Here is a 21,961-nt window from a genome sequence, read left to right on the forward strand (position 1 = left end):
TTATAAAACGATCTTTTCTGAGCTGACAAGCCCTTTCCGCAATTTTTTTGCGAGGGCTTCGGCAGCCGATTTCACGACGCCTGTGCCGGCGCGTCGATCCGCTCCATGCCGCCCATGTACGGACGCAGCACTTCCGGCACCGTGACCGAGCCGTCGGCGTTCTGGTAGTTCTCCAGCACCGCGACGAGCGTACGGCCGACCGCGAGACCCGAACCGTTCAGCGTATGCACGAGCTCGGGCTTGCCCTGCGCGTTGCGGAAACGCGCCTGCATCCGGCGCGCCTGGAACGCCTCGGTGTTCGAGCAGCTCGAGATCTCGCGATAGGTGTTCTGCGCGGGCAGCCACACCTCGAGGTCGAACGTCTTCGCGGCCGAGAAGCCCATGTCGCCCGTGCACAGCGTGATCACGCGGTACGGCAAGCCGAGCTTCTGCAGGATCGCCTCCGCATGGCCGACCATCTCGTCGAGCGCCGCGTACGACGTTTCCGGTGCGACGACCTGCACCATCTCGACCTTGTCGAACTGATGCTGGCGGATCATCCCGCGCGTGTCGCGGCCGTACGAACCGGCTTCCGAGCGGAAGCACGGGGAATGCGCGGTCAGCTTGATCGGCAGCGCGGACGCGTCGACGATCGACTCGCGCACGGTGTTCGTCAACGAGATCTCGGACGTGGAGATCAGGTATTGCGTGACCGTATTCTCCGCGCCGCCCTTCTCGACCCTGAACATGTCGTCCGCGAACTTCGGCAACTGGCCCGTGCCGTAGAGAATCTCCGGGTTCACGATGTACGGCGTATACGTTTCGGTGTAGCCGTGCTGCTGCGTGTGCGTGTCGATCATGAACTGCGCGAGTGCGCGGTGCAGGCGTGCGATCGGGCCGCGCAGCATCGTGAAGCGCGCGCCGGCGAGCTTCGCGCCCGTCTCGAAATCGAGGCCGAGCGGCGTGCCGACATCGACGTGATCCTTCACCTCGAAGTCGAACTGGCGCGGCGTGCCCCAGCGGCGCGCCTCGACGTTGTCGGCTTCGTCGTTGCCGACCGGCACGCTTTCGTGCGCGACGTTCGGCATGCCCAGCATCAGGTCGGACAAGCGCGCCTGGATGTCGCCGAGCTTGGCTTCTCCCGCCTTCATCTCGTCGCCGATCCCGCCGACCTCGGCCATCACGGCCGACGTGTCCTCGCCCTTCCCCTTCATCGCGCCGATCTGCTTCGACAGGCTGTTGCGGCGCGCCTGGAGCTCTTCGGTGCGGGTCTGGATCGCGCGGCGTTCCGCTTCGAGTGCGGAGAACGCGGCGATGTCGAGGGTGTAGCCGCGATCGGCGAGGCGCTTGGCGACGCCGTCGAGGTCTTTGCGCAGCAACTGGATGTCGAGCATGGGAGGACTTGGAAAATCGTTGTATGAGACGGGAATTCTAACGCACCGCGCGGCCGCCACGGCACCGGCCTGATGGACGATGCCCGAAAACGGCCGGTCGTGGCAGTATCGACCATGCCGGCTCGCCTGAGCGGCCGGAACATCACATTGTGCCAAACCATTGCGGACGGCGAAACGCCTGCACCGGCCGCACGCAACGCGTCGTACGACGCACCCGCATCCGCATCACCGCCATTCAAGGAACCCGATGGCCATCGAACTGGACAAGGAAGTACGCGACCGCGCAATCGCATCGCTGCAACGTTATTTCACAGAAAACATGGACGAGCCGATCGGCAACATCCAGGCCGGCGCGCTGCTGCACTTCTTCGTCGAGGAGATCGCGCCCGCGATCTACAACCTCGCGATCGCAGACGCACAGGAACGCCTGCAAGCACGGGTCGCCGAGCTCGACATCGACTGCCACGAAGAGCCGTTCGAGTACTGGAAGAAACAGCAGCCGGGCCGCAAGCGCTAACGCATTCGGAGCGGGTCGCCGGCTGGGCCGCGCGTTGCCCGTCAGTCCTTCTTGCCGGCCTCGCGGTCGAGCTCGCGCAGCCACGCGAGCTTGTCGGCGATCTTCGATTCGAGCCCGCGCGGCACCGGCTTGTACCAGTGCGGCTCGCGCACCCCGTCCGGCAGGTACGTCTCGCCGGCCGCATACGCGTTCGGTTCGTCGTGGGCGTAACGGTACGCGTGGCCGTAGCCGAGTTCCTTCATCAGCTTGGTCGGCGCGTTGCGCAGATGCACGGGCACCTCGCGCGACTTGTCCTGCTTCACGAACGCCATTGCCTGGTTGAACGCGTTGTAGCCGGCGTTGCTCTTCGCCGCGCACGCGAGATAGATCACCGCCTGCCCGAGCGCGAGTTCGCCTTCCGGCGAGCCGAGCCGCTCGTAGGTCTCGGCCGCGTCGTTCGCCATCTGCAGCGCGCGCGGATCGGCGAGGCCGATGTCTTCCCACGCCATCCGCACGATGCGCCGCGCGAGATACTTCGGATCCGCGCCGCCGTCGATCATCCGGCAGAACCAGTACAGCGCGCCGTCGGGGCTCGAACCGCGCACCGACTTGTGCAGCGCCGAGATCTGGTCGTAGAAGTTGTCGCCGCCCTTGTCGAAGCGCCGCGCGTTCAGCGTCATCGCGCTGCTGACGAATTCGGCGTCGATCTTCGCGACGCCGGCCGACGATGCCGCCGTCTGCGCCTGTTCGAGCAGGTTCAGGAAGCGCCGCGCGTCGCCGTCCGCATAGCCGACCAGCGTATCGATCGCCTTGTCGTCGAACGCGAGGCCGTCGAGCGCGATTTCCTGCGCGCGCTTCAGCAACTGGCGCATCTCGTCGTCGTCCAGCGACTTCAGCACGTACACCTGCGCGCGCGACAACAAGGCCGAGTTGACCTCGAAGCTCGGGTTCTCGGTCGTCGCTCCAATGAAGGTCACGAGCCCCGACTCGACGAACGGCAACAACGCATCCTGCTGCCCCTTGTTGAAGCGGTGGATCTCGTCGACGAACAGGATGGTGTGGCGGCCGGTGCGGTTCAGCGTGTCCTTCGCCTGCTCCATCGACTCACGGATGTCCTTCACGCCGCCGAGCACCGCGGACAGCGCAATGAACTCGCAGTCGAACGCGAGCGCGGTGAGCCGCGCGAGCGTCGTCTTGCCGACGCCGGGCGGCCCCCACAGGATCATCGAATGCGGCTTGCCCGATTCGAACGCGAGCCGCAGCGGCTTGCCTTCGCCCAGCAGATGCGTCTGGCCGATCACCTCGGCGAGTGTCTTCGGCCGCAGCGCCTCGGCGAGCGGCCGGCGCGGCTCGACTTGAAACAGGTCGGACATGAACCCTCGCTCCACATCAAACGATGGCGGCCGAACCGGCCGCCGGACCCGACATTATGACAGCCGCGCGACGGCGCCGCCGCGCCTGGTGTCTGGTGCCCGCGCCCGCAAACGACACGGGCCCGCCGTCGCCGGCAGGCCCGTTGCGGAAAAGCGGCGCGTGGCGCCGGTCAGCCGTTGATCACGTCGGCGCCCTTCGGCACGACGAACTTGAACGTATCGCCCTTCAGCGGCGGATTCGTCTGGATGTTGGTAAACGTCAGCAGCGTGACGTTGCCGAACACGTCATGCAGCTCCATCGCGGCGAGCGTGCCGTTCCGGAAACCGATGCCGATCCGCTGGAACTGCGTGTCCTGCGCCTTCGGCAGCATCTCGAGCCATTCGATGCCGCCCTTCTCGCCGGCATCGCGCAGCGTGTAGCTCTTGTCGAGATCGTTGCTGCCGAACAGGATCGCGGCAGGGCTCGCGCCCAGCGCGCCGTTCAGCTTGCGCTCGGTGACCTGGTTCAGGTCGCGGTCGTACACATAGAGCTTGTCGCCGTCGGCCTGCAGCACCTGCTGGTACGGCTTCTGGTACGTCCAGATGAACTTGCCCGGCCGCGCGAACACGAACGTGCCGCTCGAATTGTCGGTGGGCTTCGGCGCGGCCTGCGCGGCGCTCGCGCCCTTGGCCGGCGCCTTGACGATCTGCTGCGTGAAGTCGCCCTTCGCCGAACGCACCTGCGACACGAAGGCCTTCAGTTGCTCGGTACCGCCCGCGAACGCGTGCGTCGCCGCGAACATCAGCGATGCGCCGGCGAACGCCGCACCGAGCCAGCGCCGCGTCGAACGAAGAGACATTGCGAACGAATGTTGCTGCATATTGCGGTTTTCTCCGTGGGTGGCCGGCGCTGCGGGCGCCGCGGACTCATTCCGCGTCGCGCGCCGGCACAAGAATTTCGCGGTTGCCGCTCGACGACATCGCCGATACGAGCCCCGACTGCTCCATCTGCTCGAGCAGCCGTGCCGCGCGGTTATAGCCGATCCGCAAGTGACGCTGCACGAGCGAGATCGACGCGCGGCGGTTCTTGATGACGATCTCGACCGCCTGGTCGTACAGCGGATCAGACTCGCCGCCGCCTTCGCCGGTTCCCGCGCCGGCCGAGCCCTCGTCGCCGTCGGCGGTGCCGCCTTCGAGCAGGCCCTCGACGTAGTTCGGCTCGCCCTGCTCCTTGAGCTTCTCGACGACGCGATGCACTTCGTCGTCGCCGACGAACGCGCCGTGCACGCGCACGGGCAGCCCGCTGCCCGGCGGCAGGTACAGCATGTCGCCCATCCCGAGCAGCGATTCGGCGCCCATCTGATCGAGGATCGTGCGCGAGTCGATCTTCGACGACACCTGGAACGCGATTCGCGTCGGCACGTTCGCCTTGATCAGGCCTGTGATCACGTCGACCGACGGACGCTGCGTCGCGAGGATCAGATGAATGCCGGCCGCGCGCGCCTTCTGCGCGATCCGCGCGATCAACTCCTCGACCTTCTTGCCGACGACCATCATCAGGTCGGCCAGCTCGTCGATCACGACGACGATGTTCGGCAAGCGGCCGAGCGGCTCGGGATCTTCCGGCGTCAGGCTGAACGGGTTCGGCAACTTCTCCTCGCGCTTGGCCGCGTCGTCGATCTTGTTGTTGTAGCCCGCGAGGTTGCGCACGCCGAGCTTGCTCATCAGCTTGTAGCGCCGCTCCATCTCCGCGACCGTCCAGTTCAGCGCGTGGCCGGCCTGGCGCATGTCGGTGACGACCGGGCACAGCAGGTGCGGAATGCCTTCGTAGACGCTCATTTCGAGCATCTTCGGATCGATCAGGATCAGGCGCACCTGCTCGGCGGTCGCCTTGTACAGCAGCGACAGGATCATCGCGTTGATCCCGACCGACTTGCCCGAACCGGTCGTGCCGGCAACGAGCAGGTGCGGCATCTTCGCGAGGTCCGCGCACACGGGCTTGCCGCCGATGTCCTTGCCGAGGCTCAGCGTCAGCGCCGACGATGCGGCCGCATACACCTCGGAGCCGATGATCTCGGACAGGTGCACGGTCTGGCGGCGCTGGTTCGGCAGTTCGAGCGCCATGTAGTTCTTGCCGGGGATCGTCTCGACGACGCGGATCGACACGAGCGACAGCGAGCGCGCGAGATCCTTCGCGAGGTTGACGATCTGGCTGCCCTTCACGCCGGTGGCCGGCTCGATCTCGTAGCGCGTGACGACCGGGCCCGGATACGCGGCAACCACGCTCGCCTCGACGCCGAAATCCTTCAGCTTCTTCTCGATCAGGCGCGACGTGAATTCGAGCGTATCGGCCGAAATCGCTTCCTGCGTCTTCGGCGCGGGATCGAGCAGCGACACCGGCGGCAGCGTCGAATCGCCCGGCAGGTCGGTGAACAGCGGCACCTGGCGCTCGCGCTCGACGCGCTCGGACTTCGCCGGCGTGACGACCGGCGGCACGATCGTCACGGGCTCATGATCCTCGATGCGCACGCGCTCCTCTTCGACCTTGCCTTCGCGGCGCACGGCCGCGGCCTCGCCGAGCTTGCGGTCGCGCTCGGCCTCGCGGCGCAACTTCGCGACGTTGACGGCGGACAGGATCGCGCCGCCGACGCGCTCGGCGACCGACAGCCACGAGAAGCGGAAATACAGCGACAGGCCGATCGCGAGCGCGATCAGCAGCAGCAGCGTGCCGCCCGTGAAGCCGAACGCATGCGACATCGCACCGGCGACGGCCTCGCCGACGACGCCGCCCGGCGCACGCGGCAACTGCACCTTCAGCGACCACATGCGCAGCGCCTCGATGCCGTCGCACGCCAGCACGACGAGCACGAACGCGAAGATCTCGGTGAGCCAGCCGATCGGCCGCTCGGGTTCGTCGGGAATCGCCTCGTGGCGCGTGATGCGGCGGTAGTTGACGGCGATGCGCCGCCCGAGCGGCACGATCAGCCAGTAGGCCGACAGACCGAACAGCAGCAGGATGATGTCGGCCGTCCACGCGCCGACGCGGCCGGCCCAGTTCGAGATGTGGTCCACCTGCGCGGCGTGCGTCCAGCTCGGATCGCGCCGGCTGTAGCTCAGCAGGGCCATCACCAGAAATGCGCAGAGCGCGACCTGGAGAATCCAGCGGATCTCCGTGAGGAGCTTCGACATCCGGTGCGGCAACGCCTGTGCCTGGGCGGAATAAGGAGCTTTTGCCATGAATCCGTATAAAGAGGACGGGCCGTGCGCCCGCCTGTCGTTCGATCGCGCTTATTGTAAACGCTGCACCGGGCCGCCAAGTGTAAATGACGGTTACATAACGGGGCCGGGGTACGGCCGGCTTGGCGGAAGTGCTCCGCAGCGGCCCTTTTGCCCCGGTCCGGCTCCCCGCCGGGCACCGCTGCCGCGCCGCTTCGAGCCTGCGTCCCGCCCTGCAACCCCCGTGCGACAACGCGCCGCCGCGCGTCCCGCCCGCCCCGCGTGCGCGGCCGTTGCGCCGCGCGACACTATCGCCTCGATTGAAACTCTCGTTCGGCAACGCAGCAACGGGGCCTTTATAATGCGCGACTGATACCCATCTATGACGGCATCCCGGCCAACCCCGGATCGTACGGCGAGCCCTATCCCGCCCGCCGCGGCCGCCTTTTACGGATTCGCACATGTCCACGCCCAAACACGCCAAAGTCCTGATTCTCGGTTCCGGCCCCGCCGGCTACACGGCTGCCGTCTACGCGGCACGCGCCAACCTGTCCCCGGTGCTGATCACCGGCATCGCGCAGGGCGGCCAGCTGATGACCACGACCGATGTCGAAAACTGGCCGGCAGATGCGAAAGGCGTGCAGGGTCCGGAGCTGATGGCGCGCTTCCTCGAGCACGCCGAGCGCTTCAACACCGAAATCGTCTTCGATCACATCCACACCGCGAAGCTGCACGAGCAGCCGATCCGCCTGATCGGCGACTCGGGCGAATACACGTGCGACTCGCTGATCATCGCGACCGGCGCGTCCGCGCAGTACCTCGGCCTGCCGTCCGAGGAAGCGTTCATGGGCAAGGGCGTGTCGGCCTGCGCAACCTGCGACGGCTTCTTCTATCGCGGCCAGGAAGTCGCGGTGATCGGCGGCGGCAACACGGCCGTCGAGGAAGCGCTCTACCTGACGGGCATCGCGAAGAAGGTCACGGTGATCCACCGCCGCGACAAGTTCCGCGCGGAGCCGATCCTGATCGACCGCCTGCTGGAGAAGGAAAAGGAAGGCGCCGTCGTGATCAAGTGGGATCACGTGCTCGACGAGGTGACGGGCGCGGATTCGGGCGTCACGGGCCTGCGCATCAAGAACGTGAAGACCGGCGCGACGGAAGACCTGAACGTGCAGGGCGTGTTCGTCGCGATCGGCCACAAGCCGAACACCGACCTGTTCCAGGGCCAGCTCGAGATGAAGGACGGCTACATCCTGACGAAGAGCGGCCTGCACGGCAACGCCACGTCGACGAGCGTGCCGGGCGTGTTCGCCGCGGGCGACGTGCAGGACAACGTGTACCGCCAGGCGATCACGAGCGCGGGCACGGGCTGCATGGCCGCGCTCGACGCGCAGCGCTACCTCGAAAGCCTGCACGACAAGAAGTAAGCCGCAAGCCCTGCCGCGCCGGGCGCTACAATGGCGTCCGCTGCCGCGAAGCGGGCCCGACCGGAAAGCCGCTGCCGCCGCGCAGCGGCTTTTTTTTGCCCGCGCGCCCGAACGCGCCTGCCCTGCTATCGAATCATGGCGAAGAACCAGCCCCATCCGAGCGATCCCGCGAAGCGGCAGATCGCCGCCCGTCCCGCGAACCCCGTGCCGGCCGCCCCGCCGCCCGCGCCCGATCCGGCCGCATTGCGCGGCCAGGGCCTCGCCGGCCTCGGCGCGCTGCGCAAGTCGCTGCAAGGCGAAGCCGATCGCCGCGAACGCGAGCGCATCGAAACCGCGAAGGCCGAGCGCAAGGCGGAAGCCGACGCGAACCTGTTCCGTAACGAAATCGGCGCGATCCGGCCGCTGAACGCGCCGCCGCGCGCGGCGTCCGGCCGCATGCCGCCCGACCCGGTGCCGAAGCAGACGCAGCGCGACGAGGAAGCCGTGCTGAACGCGACGCTGTCCGACGAATTCGATCCCGAAACGCTGCTCGACAGCGACGACTCGCTGTATTACCACCGCCCCGGCATCAGCCGCGACGTGGTGCGCAAGCTGAGGAGCGGCGCGTGGATCGTGCAGGCGCAGCTCGACCTGCACGGGATGCGCCGCGACGAGGCGCGCGACGCGCTTGCCGAATTCATCCGCGAAGCCGGCAGGAAGGGGCTGCGCTGCCTGCGCGTGATCCACGGCAAGGGGCTCGGCTCGATCGGCAAGGAACCCGTGCTGAAAGGCAAGGTGCGCGCGTGGCTCGTACAGAAGGAAGAAGTGATCGCGTTCTGCGAGGCGCGCGGCATCGACGGCGGCGCGGGCGCCGTGCTCGTGCTGCTGCAGCCGCTCGCGGCGCCGGCCGACCGGGGGCCGCGTGCCGCATCCTAGGCTGACGCTCGCGATCGCCGTACTGGAGGCGATCGCCACGCTGGCGTTTGCGATTTCGGGTTTCATCGAGGCGCGCAAGAACCGCCTCGACTCGGTCGGCACGTTCGTCGTCGCGCTCGCCACCGCGTTCGGCGGCGGCACGCTGCGCGACATCCTGCTCGAGCGCCGGCCGTTCTACTGGGTCGTGCACGACGACTACGTGATCGCGATCTTCGTACTCGCGCTGTTCGCGCCGTTCGTGCTGCGGATGCTGTCGCGGCTGTCGGCCGAGCGGCTGCTGCTGGTCGCCGACGCGATCGGGCTCGGCATCTTCAGCATCTCGGGCACGGCGATCGCGCTCGACGCCGAAATGCCGCGCTTCATCGCGGTGATGATGGGCGTGATCACCGGCGTGGTCGGCGGGATCATCCGCGACGTGCTGTGCAACGACATCCCGCTGATCCTGCGCGATTCGCGGCCTTACGCGACCTGCGCATTCGTCGGCTGCTGGTTCTACCTGCTGCTCGTGTGGCTGCAGTTCGATTCGGTGTACGGCGTGCTGCTCGCGACCGGCTTCATCCTCGCCGCGCGGCTGGCGACGTTCAAGTTCGACGTGCGGCTGCCGCACTGACTGCCGCCGCAGCGCCAGCCGCATCTCCAGAAACAAAAGGGGCCGCTCATTCGAGACGGCCCCTTCTGCTTCATTCAGCGCGAACGCCGCATCACGCGATCCGCTCTTCCGATGCCGGATCGAACAGCACGGCCTTCGACACGTCGAACAGCAGCGACTGCGTCTGCCCCGGCTGCGGGTTCGCGGCCGGATGCACGCGGCTCACGATGCGCTTGCCGTTCACCTGCGCGAACACGTGCGTGTCCGGCCCGGTCGGCTCGGTCACGTCGACGCGCACGTCGATCGGCTGCAGGCTCGATGCCTCGCCGTTGTGCGCGTTGCGCGCGTCGGTGATGCGCTCCGGACGCAGGCCGAGGATCACCTCGCGGCCGACGTGGCCGTTCATCCGCTTCGCGTCGAACGGCAGCTTCAGCGCGCTGCGCGCGAGGCCCGTGTCGATCTCGAGCGCGATCCCGCTGCCCTGCTCGACCAGCTTGCCGTTGATGAAGTTCATCGGCGGCGCGCCGATGAAACCGGCGACGAACAGGTTCGACGGCGAATCGTAGATCTCCTGCGGCGCGCCGAACTGCTGGACCACGCCGTCCTTCATCACCGCGATCCGGTCGCCGAGCGTCATCGCCTCGATCTGGTCGTGCGTCACGTAGACGATCGTCGTGCCGAGGCGCTGGTGCAGCAGCTTGATTTCCGCGCGCATCTCGATGCGCAGCTTCGCGTCGAGGTTCGACAACGGCTCGTCGAACAGGAACAGCGACGGATCGCGCGCGAGCGCGCGGCCCATCGCGACGCGCTGGCGCTGGCCGCCCGACAGCTGGCCCGGCTTGCGGTCGAGCAGGTGCTGGATCTGCAGCATCTGCGACACGCGGTCGACGATCTGCTGCTGCTCGCTTTTCGGCACCTTGCGGATGTTCAGGCCGAACGAGATGTTCTCGCGCACCGTCATCGACGGATACAGCGCGTACGACTGGAACACCATCGCGATATCGCGATCCTTCGGCGACAAGTTGTTGACGACCTTGCCGTCGATGCAGATCTCGCCGCTCGTCACGGTCTCGAGCCCGGCGATCATGTTGAGCAGCGTCGATTTCCCGCAGCCCGAACCGCCGACCAGGATCAGGAACTGTCCGTCCTCGATCTCGATGTCGACACCCTTCAGGACCGGCACCCCGTTCGGGTAGGTCTTGTACACGTCACGGATGGAAAGGCTTGCCATGCTGTGAATCCTCTGTCTCGTCTCGCGCGGCGCTACGGCGCCGCGTCGGGTTCGTTTCGATGCGCCGCGCGACGTGCGCGGCCGGTTCGTCGTATCGGATAAGGCCGCGCCTACCCCTTCACCGCGCCCGCCGTCAGCCCGCGCACGAAGTAGCGGCCGGCGACGATGTAGACGAGCAGCGTCGGCAGCGCGGCGATGATCGCGCCGGCCATGTCGACGTTGTACTCCTTCACGCCCGTCGACGTGTTGACGAGGTTGTTCAGCGCCACCGTGATCGGCATCGAATCGACGCCGGAGAACACGATCCCGAACAGGAAGTCGTTCCAGATCTGCGTGAACTGCCAGATCAGGCACACCATGAAGATCGGCAGCGACACGGGCAGCAGGATCTTCGTGAAGATCGTGAAGAAGCCCGCGCCGTCGATGCGCGCGGCCTTCACGAGTTCGGACGGCACGCTCACGTAGAAGTTGCGGAAGAACATCGTCGTGAACGCGATCCCGTACACGACGTGCACGAACACGAGGCCGGGAATCGTATTGGCGAGGCCAAGCATCCCCTGCAGGCGCGCCATCGGCAGCAGGATCACCTGGAACGGGATGAAGCAGCCGACCAGCATCATCGTGAACAGCGCATCCGCGCCGCGAAAGCGCCAGTGCGTGAGCACGTAGCCGTTGAACGCGCCGATCAGCGACGAGATCAGCACGGCCGGGATCACCATCTGCAGCGAATTCAGGAAGAACGGCTTCATCCCGTCGCAGCGCACGCCGGTACACGCGCCGCTCCACGCCTTCACCCACGGCTCGACGGTCCAGCTGGTGGGCGGCGTCAGCAGGTTGCCGGTGCGCAACTGGTCAAGGTCCTTGAACGACGTCGACAGCATCACGTAGATCGGGAACAGGAAATACAGCGCGAACAGGATCAGCGCCGCGTAGATCACTGCCCGGCTGATCGTCATCTTAGGCTGCATTGCGGGTGCTCCTCGATTCCATATACATCAGCGGCACCAGCACCGCGACCACGGTCGCGAGCATCATCACCGACGACGCCGCGCCGAGCCCGAGCTGGCCGCGGTTGAACGAAAACGTATACATGAACATCGCCGGCAGCGACGACGACGTGCCCGGGCCGCCCGCCGTCAGCGCGACGACGAGGTCGAAGGTCTTGATCGTGATGTGGCAGAGGATCAGCAGCACCGAGAAGAACACCGGGCGCATGCTCGGGATCACGATCTTGCGGTAGATGGTCGGCAGCGTCGCGCCGTCGACCTGCGCGGCCTTGAAGATCTCGGCGTCGACTCCGCGCAGGCCTGCCAGGAACAGCGCCATCACGAAGCCGGTCGACTGCCACACGGCCGCGACCACCACGCAGAAGATCGCCTTGTCCGGATCGTCGAGCCAGCCGAACGAGAAACTCGTCCAGCCCCAGTCGTGCATCACCTTCTCGAGGCCGAGGCCCGGGTTCAGGATCCACTGCCAAGCGGTGCCGGTGACGATGAACGACAGCGCCATCGGGTACAGGAAGATCGCGCGCAGCGCGCCTTCGTTGCGAATCCGCTGGTCGAGCAGGATCGCGAGGAACAGCCCGAGCGCGACGCAGATCGCGATGAACGGAATCCCGAACCAGCCGAGGTTTGCGGCGGAGGTCCACCACACGTCGTTCTGGAACAGGTCCGAGTAACGGCCGAAACCGTCGAATTCGTAGTTCGGCAACAGTCGCGAGTTGGTCAGCGACAGATAGCCGGTAATCAGGATGAAGCCGTAGATGAACACCACGGCGATCGCGACGCTCGGCGCAAGCACGAGCTTCGGAATCCAGCGATCGGCGAGGGCCGACATCGGCGACGTACGCCGTGCATCGGCACCGCCGGATCCGTTTCCGCTAAGAGGGGCAGCCACTTGATTCGACTCCTGGAACGAGGGCGACGCAGGCCGGGCCGGCGCCGGGTACGGCACGGGCCCGCGGGCGAGCCCGTTTGCTGCACTTGCAAAAACGCCCGGCCGATGAAGCGTGTCCGGCCGGGCGCCTGTCGCGCGTTACTTGACCTTCGCGGCCTTCGCGAGCGCGGCGACCGCGCTCTTCGAATCCTGCTGCGAGTTCATGAACTTCGTCACGACGTCCGTGATCGCGCCGGCGGTCGCATCGCTCTGCGCCATCCCGTGCGCGAGCGACGGCACGAAGCCGCCCGACTTGATCGCGGTCTGCTCGTCGGCATACGACTTCTTCGCGCAGTCGTCGAACTTGTCCATCTTCACGCCGAGGCGCACCGGCACCGAGCCCTTCAGCAGGCTGAACTGCTCCTGGAAGTCCGGCGTCATGATCGTCTTCGCGAGCGCGAGCTGGCCGGCCGTCGCGGCCTTGTCGCCCTTCTGCTGGAAGAACACGAACGAATCGACGTTGAACGTGTACGAATTCGCGGTGCCCGGCACCGCCGCGCAGATGTAGTCCTTGCCCGCCTTCTTGCCCGCGTTCTCGAACTCGCCCTTCGCCCAGTCGCCCATGAACTGCATGCCGGCCTTGCCGTTGATGACCATCGCGGTCGCGAGGTTCCAGTCGCGGCCGTTACGGCCGGTATCGAAGTAGCCCTGGATCTTGCGCACCGTGTCGAACACGGACAGCATCTGCGGCGACGTCAGCGTCGCCTGGTCGAGATCGACCAGCGCCTTCTTGTAGAACGCCGGGCCCTGCGACAGCACGACGTCTTCCCACAGGGTCAGGTCCTGCCACGGCTGGCCGCCCATCGCGACCGGCTGGATGCCCGCGGCCTTCAGCTTGTCGGCCACCGCGAAGAATTCAGGCCATGTGGTCGGCACCTTCGCGCCGATCTTGTCGAGCGCGGCCTTGTTGATGTACAGCCAGTTCACGCGGTGCACCGAGAACGGCGCGGCGACGGTGTGGCCCTTGTACTTGATGATCTTGTCGATTTCCGGCGGCAGGTTCTGCTTCCAGTCGCCGGCGGCGGAATCGATGTTGACGAGCACGCCCTGGTCGGCCCAGTCCTGGATCAGCGGGCCCTTGATCTGCGCGGCCGACGGTGCGTCGCCGCTGATCACCTTGGTCTTCAGCGCGGTCATCGCCGCGGCGCCGGCGCCGCCCGCGACCGCGAAGTCCTTCCACACGTAGCCCTGCTTCTGCAGGTCGTCCTTCAGCACGCCGACGGCCTTCGACTCGCCGCCCGAGGTCCACCAGTGCAGCACCGTTACGTTCTCGGCTGCCTGCGCCGCCACGGCGCCAGCCATCAGACCTGCCGCGCAGAGCGCACCCATGATCGAGCGAACTTTCATTACTTATCTCCTCCAGACTGAATCAACTCGTGAGGTTCCCTGACCGGGAACCGGCTTCTTGATAACGACGGGGAAATCGAGCCGCGGGACGCATGCAGCGTACGGGGCCGATGACCGGCCGGGCTCTTACAGAAAGCGTGAATCGAGATTCAACGGCGTGTCTCCTCTTTGTGTTTCTGGCCCGCCGCGATGATGCGACGCGAGCCCGGGGCCAACGGTGCGCGGACGATGCGCGCCGTCAATGTCCGATAACATTCGGCACAAGGCGCTCCCGAAGGCGAAGCTCGCGCAGTTCATCGACCGCACTTCTTTTTTTCTTCACCCAGGTGCTACCCCTTGCGGCGGATTGTAGTTAAACTACAATTCAGTGTCAAAAATATTTTTATCGCACTACGGATTGCTTCCCAGCACCCCAAAACCCGGCGGAGACACATGCATACCGATTCCAGCTTTACCTTCGTACTTTTCGGCGGCACCGGCGATCTGTCGATGCGCAAGATCCTGCCTGCGCTGTTCGAAGCGCATCGTGCGAACATGCTGGCGGAGAGCGGCCGGATCGTCGCCGTGGCGCGGCACGAATCGGATCAGGCGGGTTATCTCGAGTGGGTCGACACGCACGTGAAGCCGCATGCGGTCAAGGCGGCCGGCAAGGCCTTCGACGAAACCGCGTGGAAGTCCTTTCTCCAGCGCATCGAGTACGTGAAGCTCGACCTCGGCCGCGCGGAAGACTACGCCGTGCTGCGCGACGCGATCGCGTCGCTGCCCGGCATCCGCGTGTTCTATCTGGCGACGGGCCCGTCGCTGTTCGTGCCGATCTGCAACGCGCTCGCGTCGGTCGGCCTGAGCGAAGGCTCGCGCATCGTGCTCGAGAAGCCGCTCGGCTACGACCTGCGCTCGTCGAATGCGATCAACGACGCGGTCGGCGAGATCTTCGCTGAAGGCCAGATCTACCGGATCGACCACTACCTCGGCAAGGAGCCGGTGCAGAACCTGCTCGCGCTGCGCTTCGGCAATGCGCTGTTCGAGCCGCTGTGGCGCCGCGAATGGGTCGAGAGCATCCAGATCACGATCGCCGAGGAGCTCGGCGTCGAAGCGCGCGGCGATTTCTACGACAACACCGGCGCGCTGCGCGACATGGTGCAGAACCACCTGCTGCAACTGCTGTCGATCGTCGCGATGGAGCCGCCGCACTCGATGGATTCCGACTCGGTGCGCGACGAGAAGCTGCGCGTGCTGCGCGCGCTGAAGCCGGTCGATCCGCGCGAGATCGGCAAGGTTGCCGTGCGCGGCCAGTATCATGCGGGCGTGATCAAGGGCGCGCAGGTGCCGGCCTACGCGACCGAGCCGGGCGTGAAGCCCGACAGCCAGACCGAAACCTTCGTCGCGCTGAAGGTCGAGATCGAGAACTGGCGCTGGGCCGGCGTGCCGTTCTTCCTGCGCACCGGCAAGCGTCTCGCCGACCGCGTCGCGGAGATCGTCGTCAACTTCCGCCCGGTGCCGCACTCGGCGCTCGGACCGACCGCGCTGCGTCCCGGTTCGAACCGCCTCGTGATCCGGCTGCAGCCGAACGAGACGATCCGCCTGTACTGCCTCGCGAAGCAGCCCGGCGAAGGGATGAACCTCGCGAGCGTGCACCTCGACCTCGCGTTCGACCGGTTCTTCAAGGAAGGACAGATGGAGGCGTACCAGCGCCTGCTGCTCGACGTGATCAACGGCCGGCTCGCGCTGTTCGTGCGGCGCGACGAACAGGAAGCCGCGTGGCGCTGGGTCGAGCCGATCCTGAACGAATGGGCGCGCTCGCTGAAGCCGCCGAAGCCGTACGCGGCGGGCACGTGGGGGCCGGCCGCGGCGAGCGCGATGCTCGCGCAGCACGGCACCTGCTGGCTCGAAGAAGAAAACTGATGCAAGCCGTTGCCGCGCGCGTGACTGCGTGCGGCAACGTGCCCCACGATTCGTACGATTTGAACATACAAAGCAGTCCGGAGGAGATGTGATCGAGATCCACGCTTTCGACACCCAGGAAGCGCAAAGCGAAGCGCTTGCGCGCGCCGTCGGCGATGCGCTGCGCGCCGCGCTCGCCGGCACCGTGCGCCCGACGCTCGCGGTGTCCGGCGGCACGAGCCCGCGCCCGTTCCTGCAAACGCTGTCGCATGCCACGCTCGACTGGGCCGGCGTCGACGTGACGCTGGTCGACGACCGCTGGGTGCCGGAGGACGACGCGGCCAGCAACGCGCACCTCGTGCGCGACACGCTGCTGCAGCACGCGGCGGCCCCTGCCCGCTTCCTGCCGCTCGTCGACACGCGCGCCACGCTCGACGCGCACGTCGCCGCGCTGAACGCGAACGCCGACTACCGCGTGCCGAACGTCGCGGTGCTCGGCATGGGCGAGGATGGCCACACCGCGTCGATCTTCGCCGACGCGCCCGAATGGGATCACGCGATCGCGACGCCCGAGCGTTTCGTCGCCGTGCATCCGGGCGCCGCGCCGCATGCGCGCGTGAGCTTTTCGCTCGATGCGCTCAAGCGCGTCGACCGGCTGTTCCTGCTGATCGCGGGCCCCGCCAAGCGCGCCGTGCTCGACGCCGCGGCCGCGTCGCTGCAGAAGAACGCGATTTCCCAACTGGCCAACGACAAGGGGACCCAGCTCGATGTCTACTGGTGCGCAAACTAAGGCGGTCGTCGCGGGTCAGCATGCCGACGGCCCGCGCCTGCTCGCGGACGTCGGCGGCACCAACGCGCGCTTCGCGCTGGAAACCGGTCCGGGCGAGATCACGCAGATCCGCGTATATCCCGGCACCGACTATCCGACGATCACCGACGCGATCCGCAAGTACCTGAAGGACGTGAAGATCAGCCGCGTGAACCACGCGGCGATCGCGATCGCCAATCCGGTCGACGGCGACCAGGTCACGATGACCAACCACGACTGGAGCTTCTCGATCGAGGCGACGCGCCGTGCGCTCGGTTTCGACACGCTGCTCGTCGTCAACGATTTCACCGCGCTCGCGATGGCGCTGCCGGGCCTGACCGACGCGCAGCGCGTGCAGGTCGGCGGCGGCACGCGCCGCCAGAACAGCGTGATCGGGCTGCTCGGGCCCGGCACCGGGCTCGGCGTGTCGGGGCTGATTCCGGCCGACGACCGCTGGATCGCACTCGGCAGCGAGGGTGGCCACGCGTCGTTCGCGCCGCAGGACGAGCGCGAGGACCTGGTGCTGCAGTACGCGCGCAAGAAGTTTCCGCACGTGTCGTTCGAGCGCGTGTGCGCGGGCCCCGGCATGGAGATCATCTATCGCGCGCTCGCCGCGCGCGACAAGAAGCGCGTCGCCGCAAGCGTCGACACGGTCGAGATCGTCGAGCGCGCACATGCCGGCGAAGCGCTCGCGCTCGAGACGGTCGAATGCTTCTGCGGGATTCTCGGCGCGTTCGCCGGCAGCGTCGCGCTGACGCTCGGCGCGCTCGGCGGCGTGTACATCGGCGGCGGCGTCGCGCTGAAGCTCGGCGAACTGTTCACGCGCTCGTCGTTCCGCGCGCGCTTCGAGGCGAAGGGCCGCTTCACGCACTATCTCGAGAACATCCCGACCTACCTGATCACCGCCGAATACCCGGCGTTCCTCGGCGTGTCGGCGATCCTCGCGGAGCAGTTGTCGAACCGCTCGGGCGGCGCGTCGTCGGCCGTGTTCGAGCGGATCCGCCAGATGCGCGATGCGCTGACGCCGGCCGAGCGCCGCGTCGCCGATCTCGCGCTGAACCATCCGCGCTCGATCATCAACGATCCGATCGTCGACATCGCGCGCAAGGCCGACGTGAGCCAGCCGACCGTGATCCGCTTCTGCCGCTCGCTCGGCTGCCAGGGGCTGTCGGACTTCAAGCTGAAGCTCGCCACCGGCCTCACCGGCACGATCCCGATGAGCCACAGCCAGGTGCATCTCGGCGACACGGCCACCGACTTCGGCGCGAAGGTGCTCGACAACACGGTGTCGGCGATCCTGCAGTTGCGCGAGCACCTGAACTTCGAGCATGTCGAGAACGCGATCGAGATCCTGAACGGCGCGCGGCGCATCGAGTTCTACGGGCTCGGCAACTCGAACATCGTCGCGCAGGACGCGCACTACAAGTTCTTCCGCTTCGGGATTCCGACGATCGCGTACGGCGACCTGTACATGCAGGCCGCATCGGCCGCGCTGCTCGGCAAGGGCGACGTGATCGTCGCGGTGTCGAAGTCGGGGCGCGCGCCCGAGCTGCTGCGCGTGCTCGACGTAGCAATGCAGGCCGGCGCGAAGGTGATCGCGATCACGTCGAGCAACACGCCGCTCGCGAAGCGCGCGACCGTCGCGCTCGAGACCGACCACATCGAGATGCGCGAGTCGCAGCTGTCGATGATCTCGCGGATCCTGCATCTGCTGATGATCGACATCCTCGCGGTGGGCGTCGCGATCCGCCGCGCGTCGCCGAACGGCGAACTGCCCGAGGCCGTCGCGCAGGCGAAGGCGCGTGCGAGCGACGACGAAACGGCCGACGTGCTCGACTGGCTGAGCCACGGCGCGTCGCCGGCGGCGAAGGACGTCGCGCGGGACTGATGCATGGCGCGGCGCCGGCCGCCTCCCGCACTTCAAAAAAAACGCCACCGGCGCATCGCGCGCGGTGGCGTTTTTCGTTGTGCCGCCCGGCTGCGCCTGTTCAGGCGCCCGCTTTCACCGGCCGCCCGTGCCAGCGCAGCACGAGGATGCGTCCGGCGAAACACAGCACGCCCGTGACGCCGATCGTCACGCCCATCGCGAACGGCGTGCCGTCCGCGAGTGCGCCGATCGCGACGCTCGCGAGCGCGCCGAGCGCGAGCTGCATCGCGCCGAACACGGCCGCCGACGCGCCCGCGTTGTGCGGATAGCGATGCATGAGGTCGGTCGTGCAGTTCGCGGACAGGATCCCGACCACGCCGACGACGAAGAACAGGCACACGACGATCGACCACAGCCCGCCCCACCCGGTCAGCGCGACGAGCGCGACCGCGAGCGACGCGATGCAGCTCACGAGCGACGCGGCCGCGATGATGCGCAGCGAGCCGACGCGGCCGACGAGCCGCGTGTTCGCGAAGTTGCCGATCATGATCCCGACGACGTTCAGGCCGAACAGCAGCCCGTAGTGCTGCGGCGACACGTGGAAATACTCGATGTATACGAACGGCGTCGCGGTGATGTACGAGAACATCGACGCGAATGCCATGCCGCCGCACAGCATGTGCCCCCATGCGACGGGGTCGGACAGGATGCGCCCGTACGACGCGAACGACGCGAGCACGGCCGTGCTCTTGCGCCGCTCCTTCGGCCAGGTTTCGGGCACGCGCAGGTACGCGGTCGCCGCGCACACCGCGCCGAACACGGCCAGCACGACGAACACGCCGCGCCAGCCCGAGAAGCGCAGGATCTGGCCGCCGATCAGCGGCGCGAGCAGCGGCCCGACCGCGGTGACGATCGCGACCATCGACAGCACCTTCGCCGCGTCGCTCGGCTCGTGCGCGTCGCGCGCGATCGCGCGGGCCAGCACCGACGCGGCGCCGGCGCCGAGCGCCTGCAGGAAGCGCACGACGATCAGCATGTCGATCGAGCCCGACACGAAGCAGCCGACGCTCGCGAGCGTGAACAGCGCGATGCCACCGAGCAGCACGGGGCGGCGGCCCCACGTGTCGGACAGCGGGCCGTACAGCAGCATGCCGACCGAGAAGCCGGCCATGAAGCTCGTCAGCGTGCGCTGCGCGGCGCCGGGGCTGACGGAGAAGCCGTCGGCGATCGACGGCAGGCTCGGCAGGTACATGTCGGTGGCGATCGGCCCGCAGGCGGCGAGCGCGCCGAGCAACAGGATCAGCCGGGCATCGGGCCGGCGCCGGACGACGTGAGACATGGGTATCCGGAATGGAGCCCGCGCGCATCGGGGCGCGCGTGGCGGTGAAGACGGGAGGCCGCGCCGCGGACGGCGCGTTCAGGCCCATGATTGTACGCGCAACTTTTTTGCGTGCTGCGGGCCGCATACGGCGGCAGGCCGGAAAGCACCCGCGCGGCGCCCGTCGCGCTGGATCGCTGGATCGCGGGATCGCGGGATCGCGCGCGGATTCGATTAAGCTTGCTGCTGCCCGCTTCTCTTGTCTGACCAATTCGACGCACGACCGAACGATGACCGCTTTCCTGCTGATCTGGAGCCCCAAGAAATGGCCATGGCCCGAGCTGCCCGACGTCGCCGCGCGCGTGAAGGCCGGCGAGGCCGTGCATGACGTGTGGGGCTGCGGCTTCGCACGCGGCATCCTGCCGGGCGACCGCGTGTTCCTGCACCGCGTCGCGAAGGAGCCCAAGGGCGTGTTCGGCTCCGGCTACGTGACGCGCGCGCCGTACGAAGTGCCCGATCCGTCGACGAAGCGCGGTTACCGGCTGTGCATCGACTTCGTGTACGACTGGCTGGTCGACGCGCACCGGGACGTCGTGATCGCGCGCGACGCGCTGCGCGTCCACCCGTACTCGGTGCAGACCTGGGATGCGCAGAGCTCCGGCACGTCGATCAAGCCGATGGTCGAAGGCCCGCTCGAGAAGCGTTGGGCGGAGCTGACCGGCAAGCGCAAGCCCCCGCGATAACCGGGCCGATCGCCGGGACAAATCGGGCCCTCCTTTCCAGCCCACGTGCCGAAAGGCCGCAGACCGTCGCGCGGGCCCGCCGCGCGCGTCTCCGGTACAATCAGACGATCGTTCCGCCCAGGCGCCGCGGCCCGTGCACAGGCCCCCGCGCCCTTCTCTCGCAGGTTTCGCCCATGTCCAATAATCAGATCCTCTTCGAACGCGCCCAGAAGACCATTCCCGGCGGCGTCAACTCGCCGGTGCGCGCATTCCGTTCGGTCGGCGGCACGCCGCGTTTCGTCGCGCGCGCGCAAGGTCCGTATTTCTGGGATGCCGACGGCAAGCAGTACATCGACTACATCGGCTCGTGGGGCCCGATGATCGTCGGCCACGTCCATCCGGACGTGCTGTCGGCCGTGCAGAACGTGCTCGCCGACGGCTTCTCGTTCGGCGCGCCGACCGAGGCCGAGATCGAGATCGCCGAGGAAATCTGCAAGCTCGTGCCGTCGATCGAGCAGGTGCGGATGGTGTCGAGCGGCACCGAGGCCACGATGAGCGCACTGCGTCTCGCGCGCGGCTTCACGGGCCGCAGCCGCATCGTCAAGTTCGAGGGCTGCTACCACGGCCACGCGGACAGCCTGCTCGTGAAGGCCGGCTCCGGCCTGCTGACGTTCGGCAACCCGACGTCGGCCGGGGTGCCCGCCGACATCGCGAAGCACACGACCGTCCTCGAATACAACAACGTCGCCGCGCTCGAGGAAGCGTTCGGCGCGTTCGGCGACGAGATCGCCGCGGTGATCGTCGAGCCCGTCGCGGGCAACATGAACCTCGTGCGCGGCACGCCCGAATTCCTGAACGCGCTGCGCGCGCTGTGCACGAAGCACGGCGCCGTGCTGATCTTCGACGAGGTGATGTGCGGTTTCCGCGTCGCGCTCGGCGGCGCGCAGGCGTACTACGGGATCACGGCCGACCTCACCTGCCTCGGCAAGGTGATCGGCGGCGGGATGCCGGCCGCCGCGTTCGGCGGCCGCCGCGACATCATGGCCCACCTCGCGCCGCTCGGCGGCGTCTACCAGGCCGGCACGCTGTCGGGCAACCCGATCGCGGTCGCCGCGGGCCTGAAGACGCTGCAACTGATCCAGGCGCCCGGCTTCTACGATGCGCTCACCGCGCAGACGAAGCGTCTCGCCGACGGCCTCGCGGCCGAAGCGCGCGCGGCCGGCGTGCCGTTCGCGGCCGACTCGATCGGCGCGATGTTCGGCCTCTACTTCGCCGAGCGCGTGCCGACCAGCTTCGCGGAAGTCACGAAGAGCGATACCGAGCGCTTCAACCGCTTCTTCCACCTGATGCTCGACGAGGGCGTGTACTTCGCGCCGTCCGCATACGAAGCCGGCTTCGTGTCGAGCACGCACGACGACGCGGTGATCGACGCGACGCTCGCGGCCGCACGCCGCGCGTTCGCGGCACTCGCCGCCTGACCGGGGGCC

Annotated in this window: 18 protein-coding genes; 9 read left to right on the forward strand and 9 right to left on the reverse strand. The window is 67.4% G+C overall.

Annotation, left to right across the window (positions count from 1 at the left end):
* Positions 1 to 71 precede the first annotated feature (71 nt).
* Positions 72 to 1,373, reverse strand: coding sequence for a serine--tRNA ligase (gene serS, locus BT264_RS02210; RefSeq protein WP_034182968.1), 1,302 nt, complete (start codon positions 1,371 to 1,373; stop codon positions 72 to 74).
* Between the two features lie 247 nt (positions 1,374 to 1,620).
* On the opposite strand from serS, the gene BT264_RS02215 reads away from it, so the two are divergent.
* Positions 1,621 to 1,890 (forward strand): DUF2164 domain-containing protein, encoded by a 270-nt coding sequence (locus BT264_RS02215; RefSeq protein WP_072436110.1) that lies wholly within the window; start codon positions 1,621 to 1,623, stop codon positions 1,888 to 1,890.
* 41 nt (positions 1,891 to 1,931) lie between these two features.
* Here BT264_RS02215 and BT264_RS02220 read toward each other — a convergent pair whose 3' ends face one another.
* The 3 genes from BT264_RS02220 to BT264_RS02230 all read right to left on the reverse strand — a co-directional run bounded on the left by BT264_RS02220 (position 1,932) and on the right by BT264_RS02230 (position 6,458).
* Entirely contained in the window at positions 1,932 to 3,242 is a 1,311-nt protein-coding gene (locus tag BT264_RS02220; RefSeq protein WP_072436111.1) for a replication-associated recombination protein A, read from the reverse strand.
* Positions 3,243 to 3,412: 170 nt separating this feature from the next.
* Positions 3,413 to 4,102, reverse strand: a complete 690-nt coding sequence (gene lolA / locus BT264_RS02225; protein ID WP_072436112.1) for an outer membrane lipoprotein chaperone LolA — start codon at positions 4,100 to 4,102, stop codon at positions 3,413 to 3,415.
* A gap of 46 nt (positions 4,103 to 4,148) precedes the next feature.
* Positions 4,149 to 6,458: a DNA translocase FtsK gene (locus BT264_RS02230; RefSeq protein WP_034182964.1), complete on the reverse strand. Its 2,310-nt coding sequence runs from the start codon at positions 6,456 to 6,458 to the stop codon at positions 4,149 to 4,151.
* Between the two features lie 440 nt (positions 6,459 to 6,898).
* Between BT264_RS02230 and trxB the strand changes: the two genes are divergently transcribed.
* From trxB to BT264_RS02245, 3 genes are all read left to right on the forward strand, one after another.
* A complete protein-coding gene (gene trxB, locus BT264_RS02235) occupies positions 6,899 to 7,861 on the forward strand; it encodes a thioredoxin-disulfide reductase (RefSeq protein ID WP_072436113.1) in 963 nt (320 codons plus the stop codon).
* Positions 7,862 to 7,996: 135 nt separating this feature from the next.
* Complete coding sequence (locus tag BT264_RS02240; protein ID WP_072436114.1) at positions 7,997 to 8,776, forward strand: Smr/MutS family protein; 780 nt, start codon at positions 7,997 to 7,999, stop codon at positions 8,774 to 8,776.
* Entirely contained in the window at positions 8,763 to 9,386 is a 624-nt protein-coding gene (locus BT264_RS02245; protein WP_072436115.1) for a trimeric intracellular cation channel family protein, read from the forward strand. The genes BT264_RS02240 and BT264_RS02245 overlap by 14 nt, the downstream gene beginning before the upstream one ends.
* Before the next feature lie 91 nt (positions 9,387 to 9,477).
* On the opposite strand, the gene BT264_RS02250 is transcribed toward BT264_RS02245, so the two are convergent.
* From BT264_RS02250 to BT264_RS02265, 4 genes are all read right to left on the reverse strand, one after another.
* Complete coding sequence (locus BT264_RS02250) at positions 9,478 to 10,596, reverse strand: ABC transporter ATP-binding protein (protein WP_072436116.1); 1,119 nt, start codon at positions 10,594 to 10,596, stop codon at positions 9,478 to 9,480.
* A gap of 110 nt (positions 10,597 to 10,706) precedes the next feature.
* Positions 10,707 to 11,564, reverse strand: coding sequence for a carbohydrate ABC transporter permease (locus BT264_RS02255; RefSeq protein WP_072436117.1), 858 nt, complete (start codon positions 11,562 to 11,564; stop codon positions 10,707 to 10,709).
* A complete protein-coding gene (locus tag BT264_RS02260) occupies positions 11,554 to 12,492 on the reverse strand; it encodes a carbohydrate ABC transporter permease (protein WP_034182958.1) in 939 nt (312 codons plus the stop codon). The genes BT264_RS02255 and BT264_RS02260 overlap by 11 nt, the downstream gene beginning before the upstream one ends.
* Positions 12,493 to 12,630: 138 nt before the next feature.
* Entirely contained in the window at positions 12,631 to 13,878 is a 1,248-nt protein-coding gene (locus BT264_RS02265; RefSeq protein ID WP_072436118.1) for an ABC transporter substrate-binding protein, read from the reverse strand.
* A 432-nt stretch (positions 13,879 to 14,310) separates the two neighbouring features.
* Here BT264_RS02265 and zwf point away from each other — a divergent pair, with 432 nt between their 5' ends.
* From zwf to BT264_RS02280, 3 genes are all read left to right on the forward strand, one after another.
* Positions 14,311 to 15,780, forward strand: coding sequence for a glucose-6-phosphate dehydrogenase (gene zwf / locus BT264_RS02270; RefSeq protein ID WP_072436119.1), 1,470 nt, complete (start codon positions 14,311 to 14,313; stop codon positions 15,778 to 15,780).
* A gap of 88 nt (positions 15,781 to 15,868) precedes the next feature.
* Complete coding sequence (pgl, locus tag BT264_RS02275) at positions 15,869 to 16,549, forward strand: 6-phosphogluconolactonase (RefSeq protein WP_072436120.1); 681 nt, start codon at positions 15,869 to 15,871, stop codon at positions 16,547 to 16,549.
* Entirely contained in the window at positions 16,527 to 18,455 is a 1,929-nt protein-coding gene (locus BT264_RS02280; RefSeq protein ID WP_072436121.1) for a bifunctional transcriptional regulator/glucokinase, read from the forward strand. The genes pgl and BT264_RS02280 overlap by 23 nt, the downstream gene beginning before the upstream one ends.
* A 100-nt stretch (positions 18,456 to 18,555) precedes the next feature.
* On the opposite strand, the gene BT264_RS02285 is transcribed toward BT264_RS02280, so the two are convergent.
* Positions 18,556 to 19,773, reverse strand: a complete 1,218-nt coding sequence (locus BT264_RS02285; protein WP_072436122.1) for a Bcr/CflA family multidrug efflux MFS transporter — start codon at positions 19,771 to 19,773, stop codon at positions 18,556 to 18,558.
* A 269-nt stretch (positions 19,774 to 20,042) separates the two neighbouring features.
* On the opposite strand from BT264_RS02285, the gene BT264_RS02290 reads away from it, so the two are divergent.
* Positions 20,043 to 20,495, forward strand: coding sequence for a hypothetical protein (locus tag BT264_RS02290; protein ID WP_072436123.1), 453 nt, complete (start codon positions 20,043 to 20,045; stop codon positions 20,493 to 20,495).
* Between the two features lie 173 nt (positions 20,496 to 20,668).
* Positions 20,669 to 21,952, forward strand: a complete 1,284-nt coding sequence (gene hemL / locus BT264_RS02295; protein ID WP_072436124.1) for a glutamate-1-semialdehyde 2,1-aminomutase — start codon at positions 20,669 to 20,671, stop codon at positions 21,950 to 21,952.
* The last annotated feature ends 9 nt before the right edge of the window (positions 21,953 to 21,961 follow it).

Source organism: Burkholderia sp. NFPP32, assembly GCF_900119325.1.
Taxonomy (GTDB): domain Bacteria; phylum Pseudomonadota; class Gammaproteobacteria; order Burkholderiales; family Burkholderiaceae; genus Burkholderia; species Burkholderia pyrrocinia_C.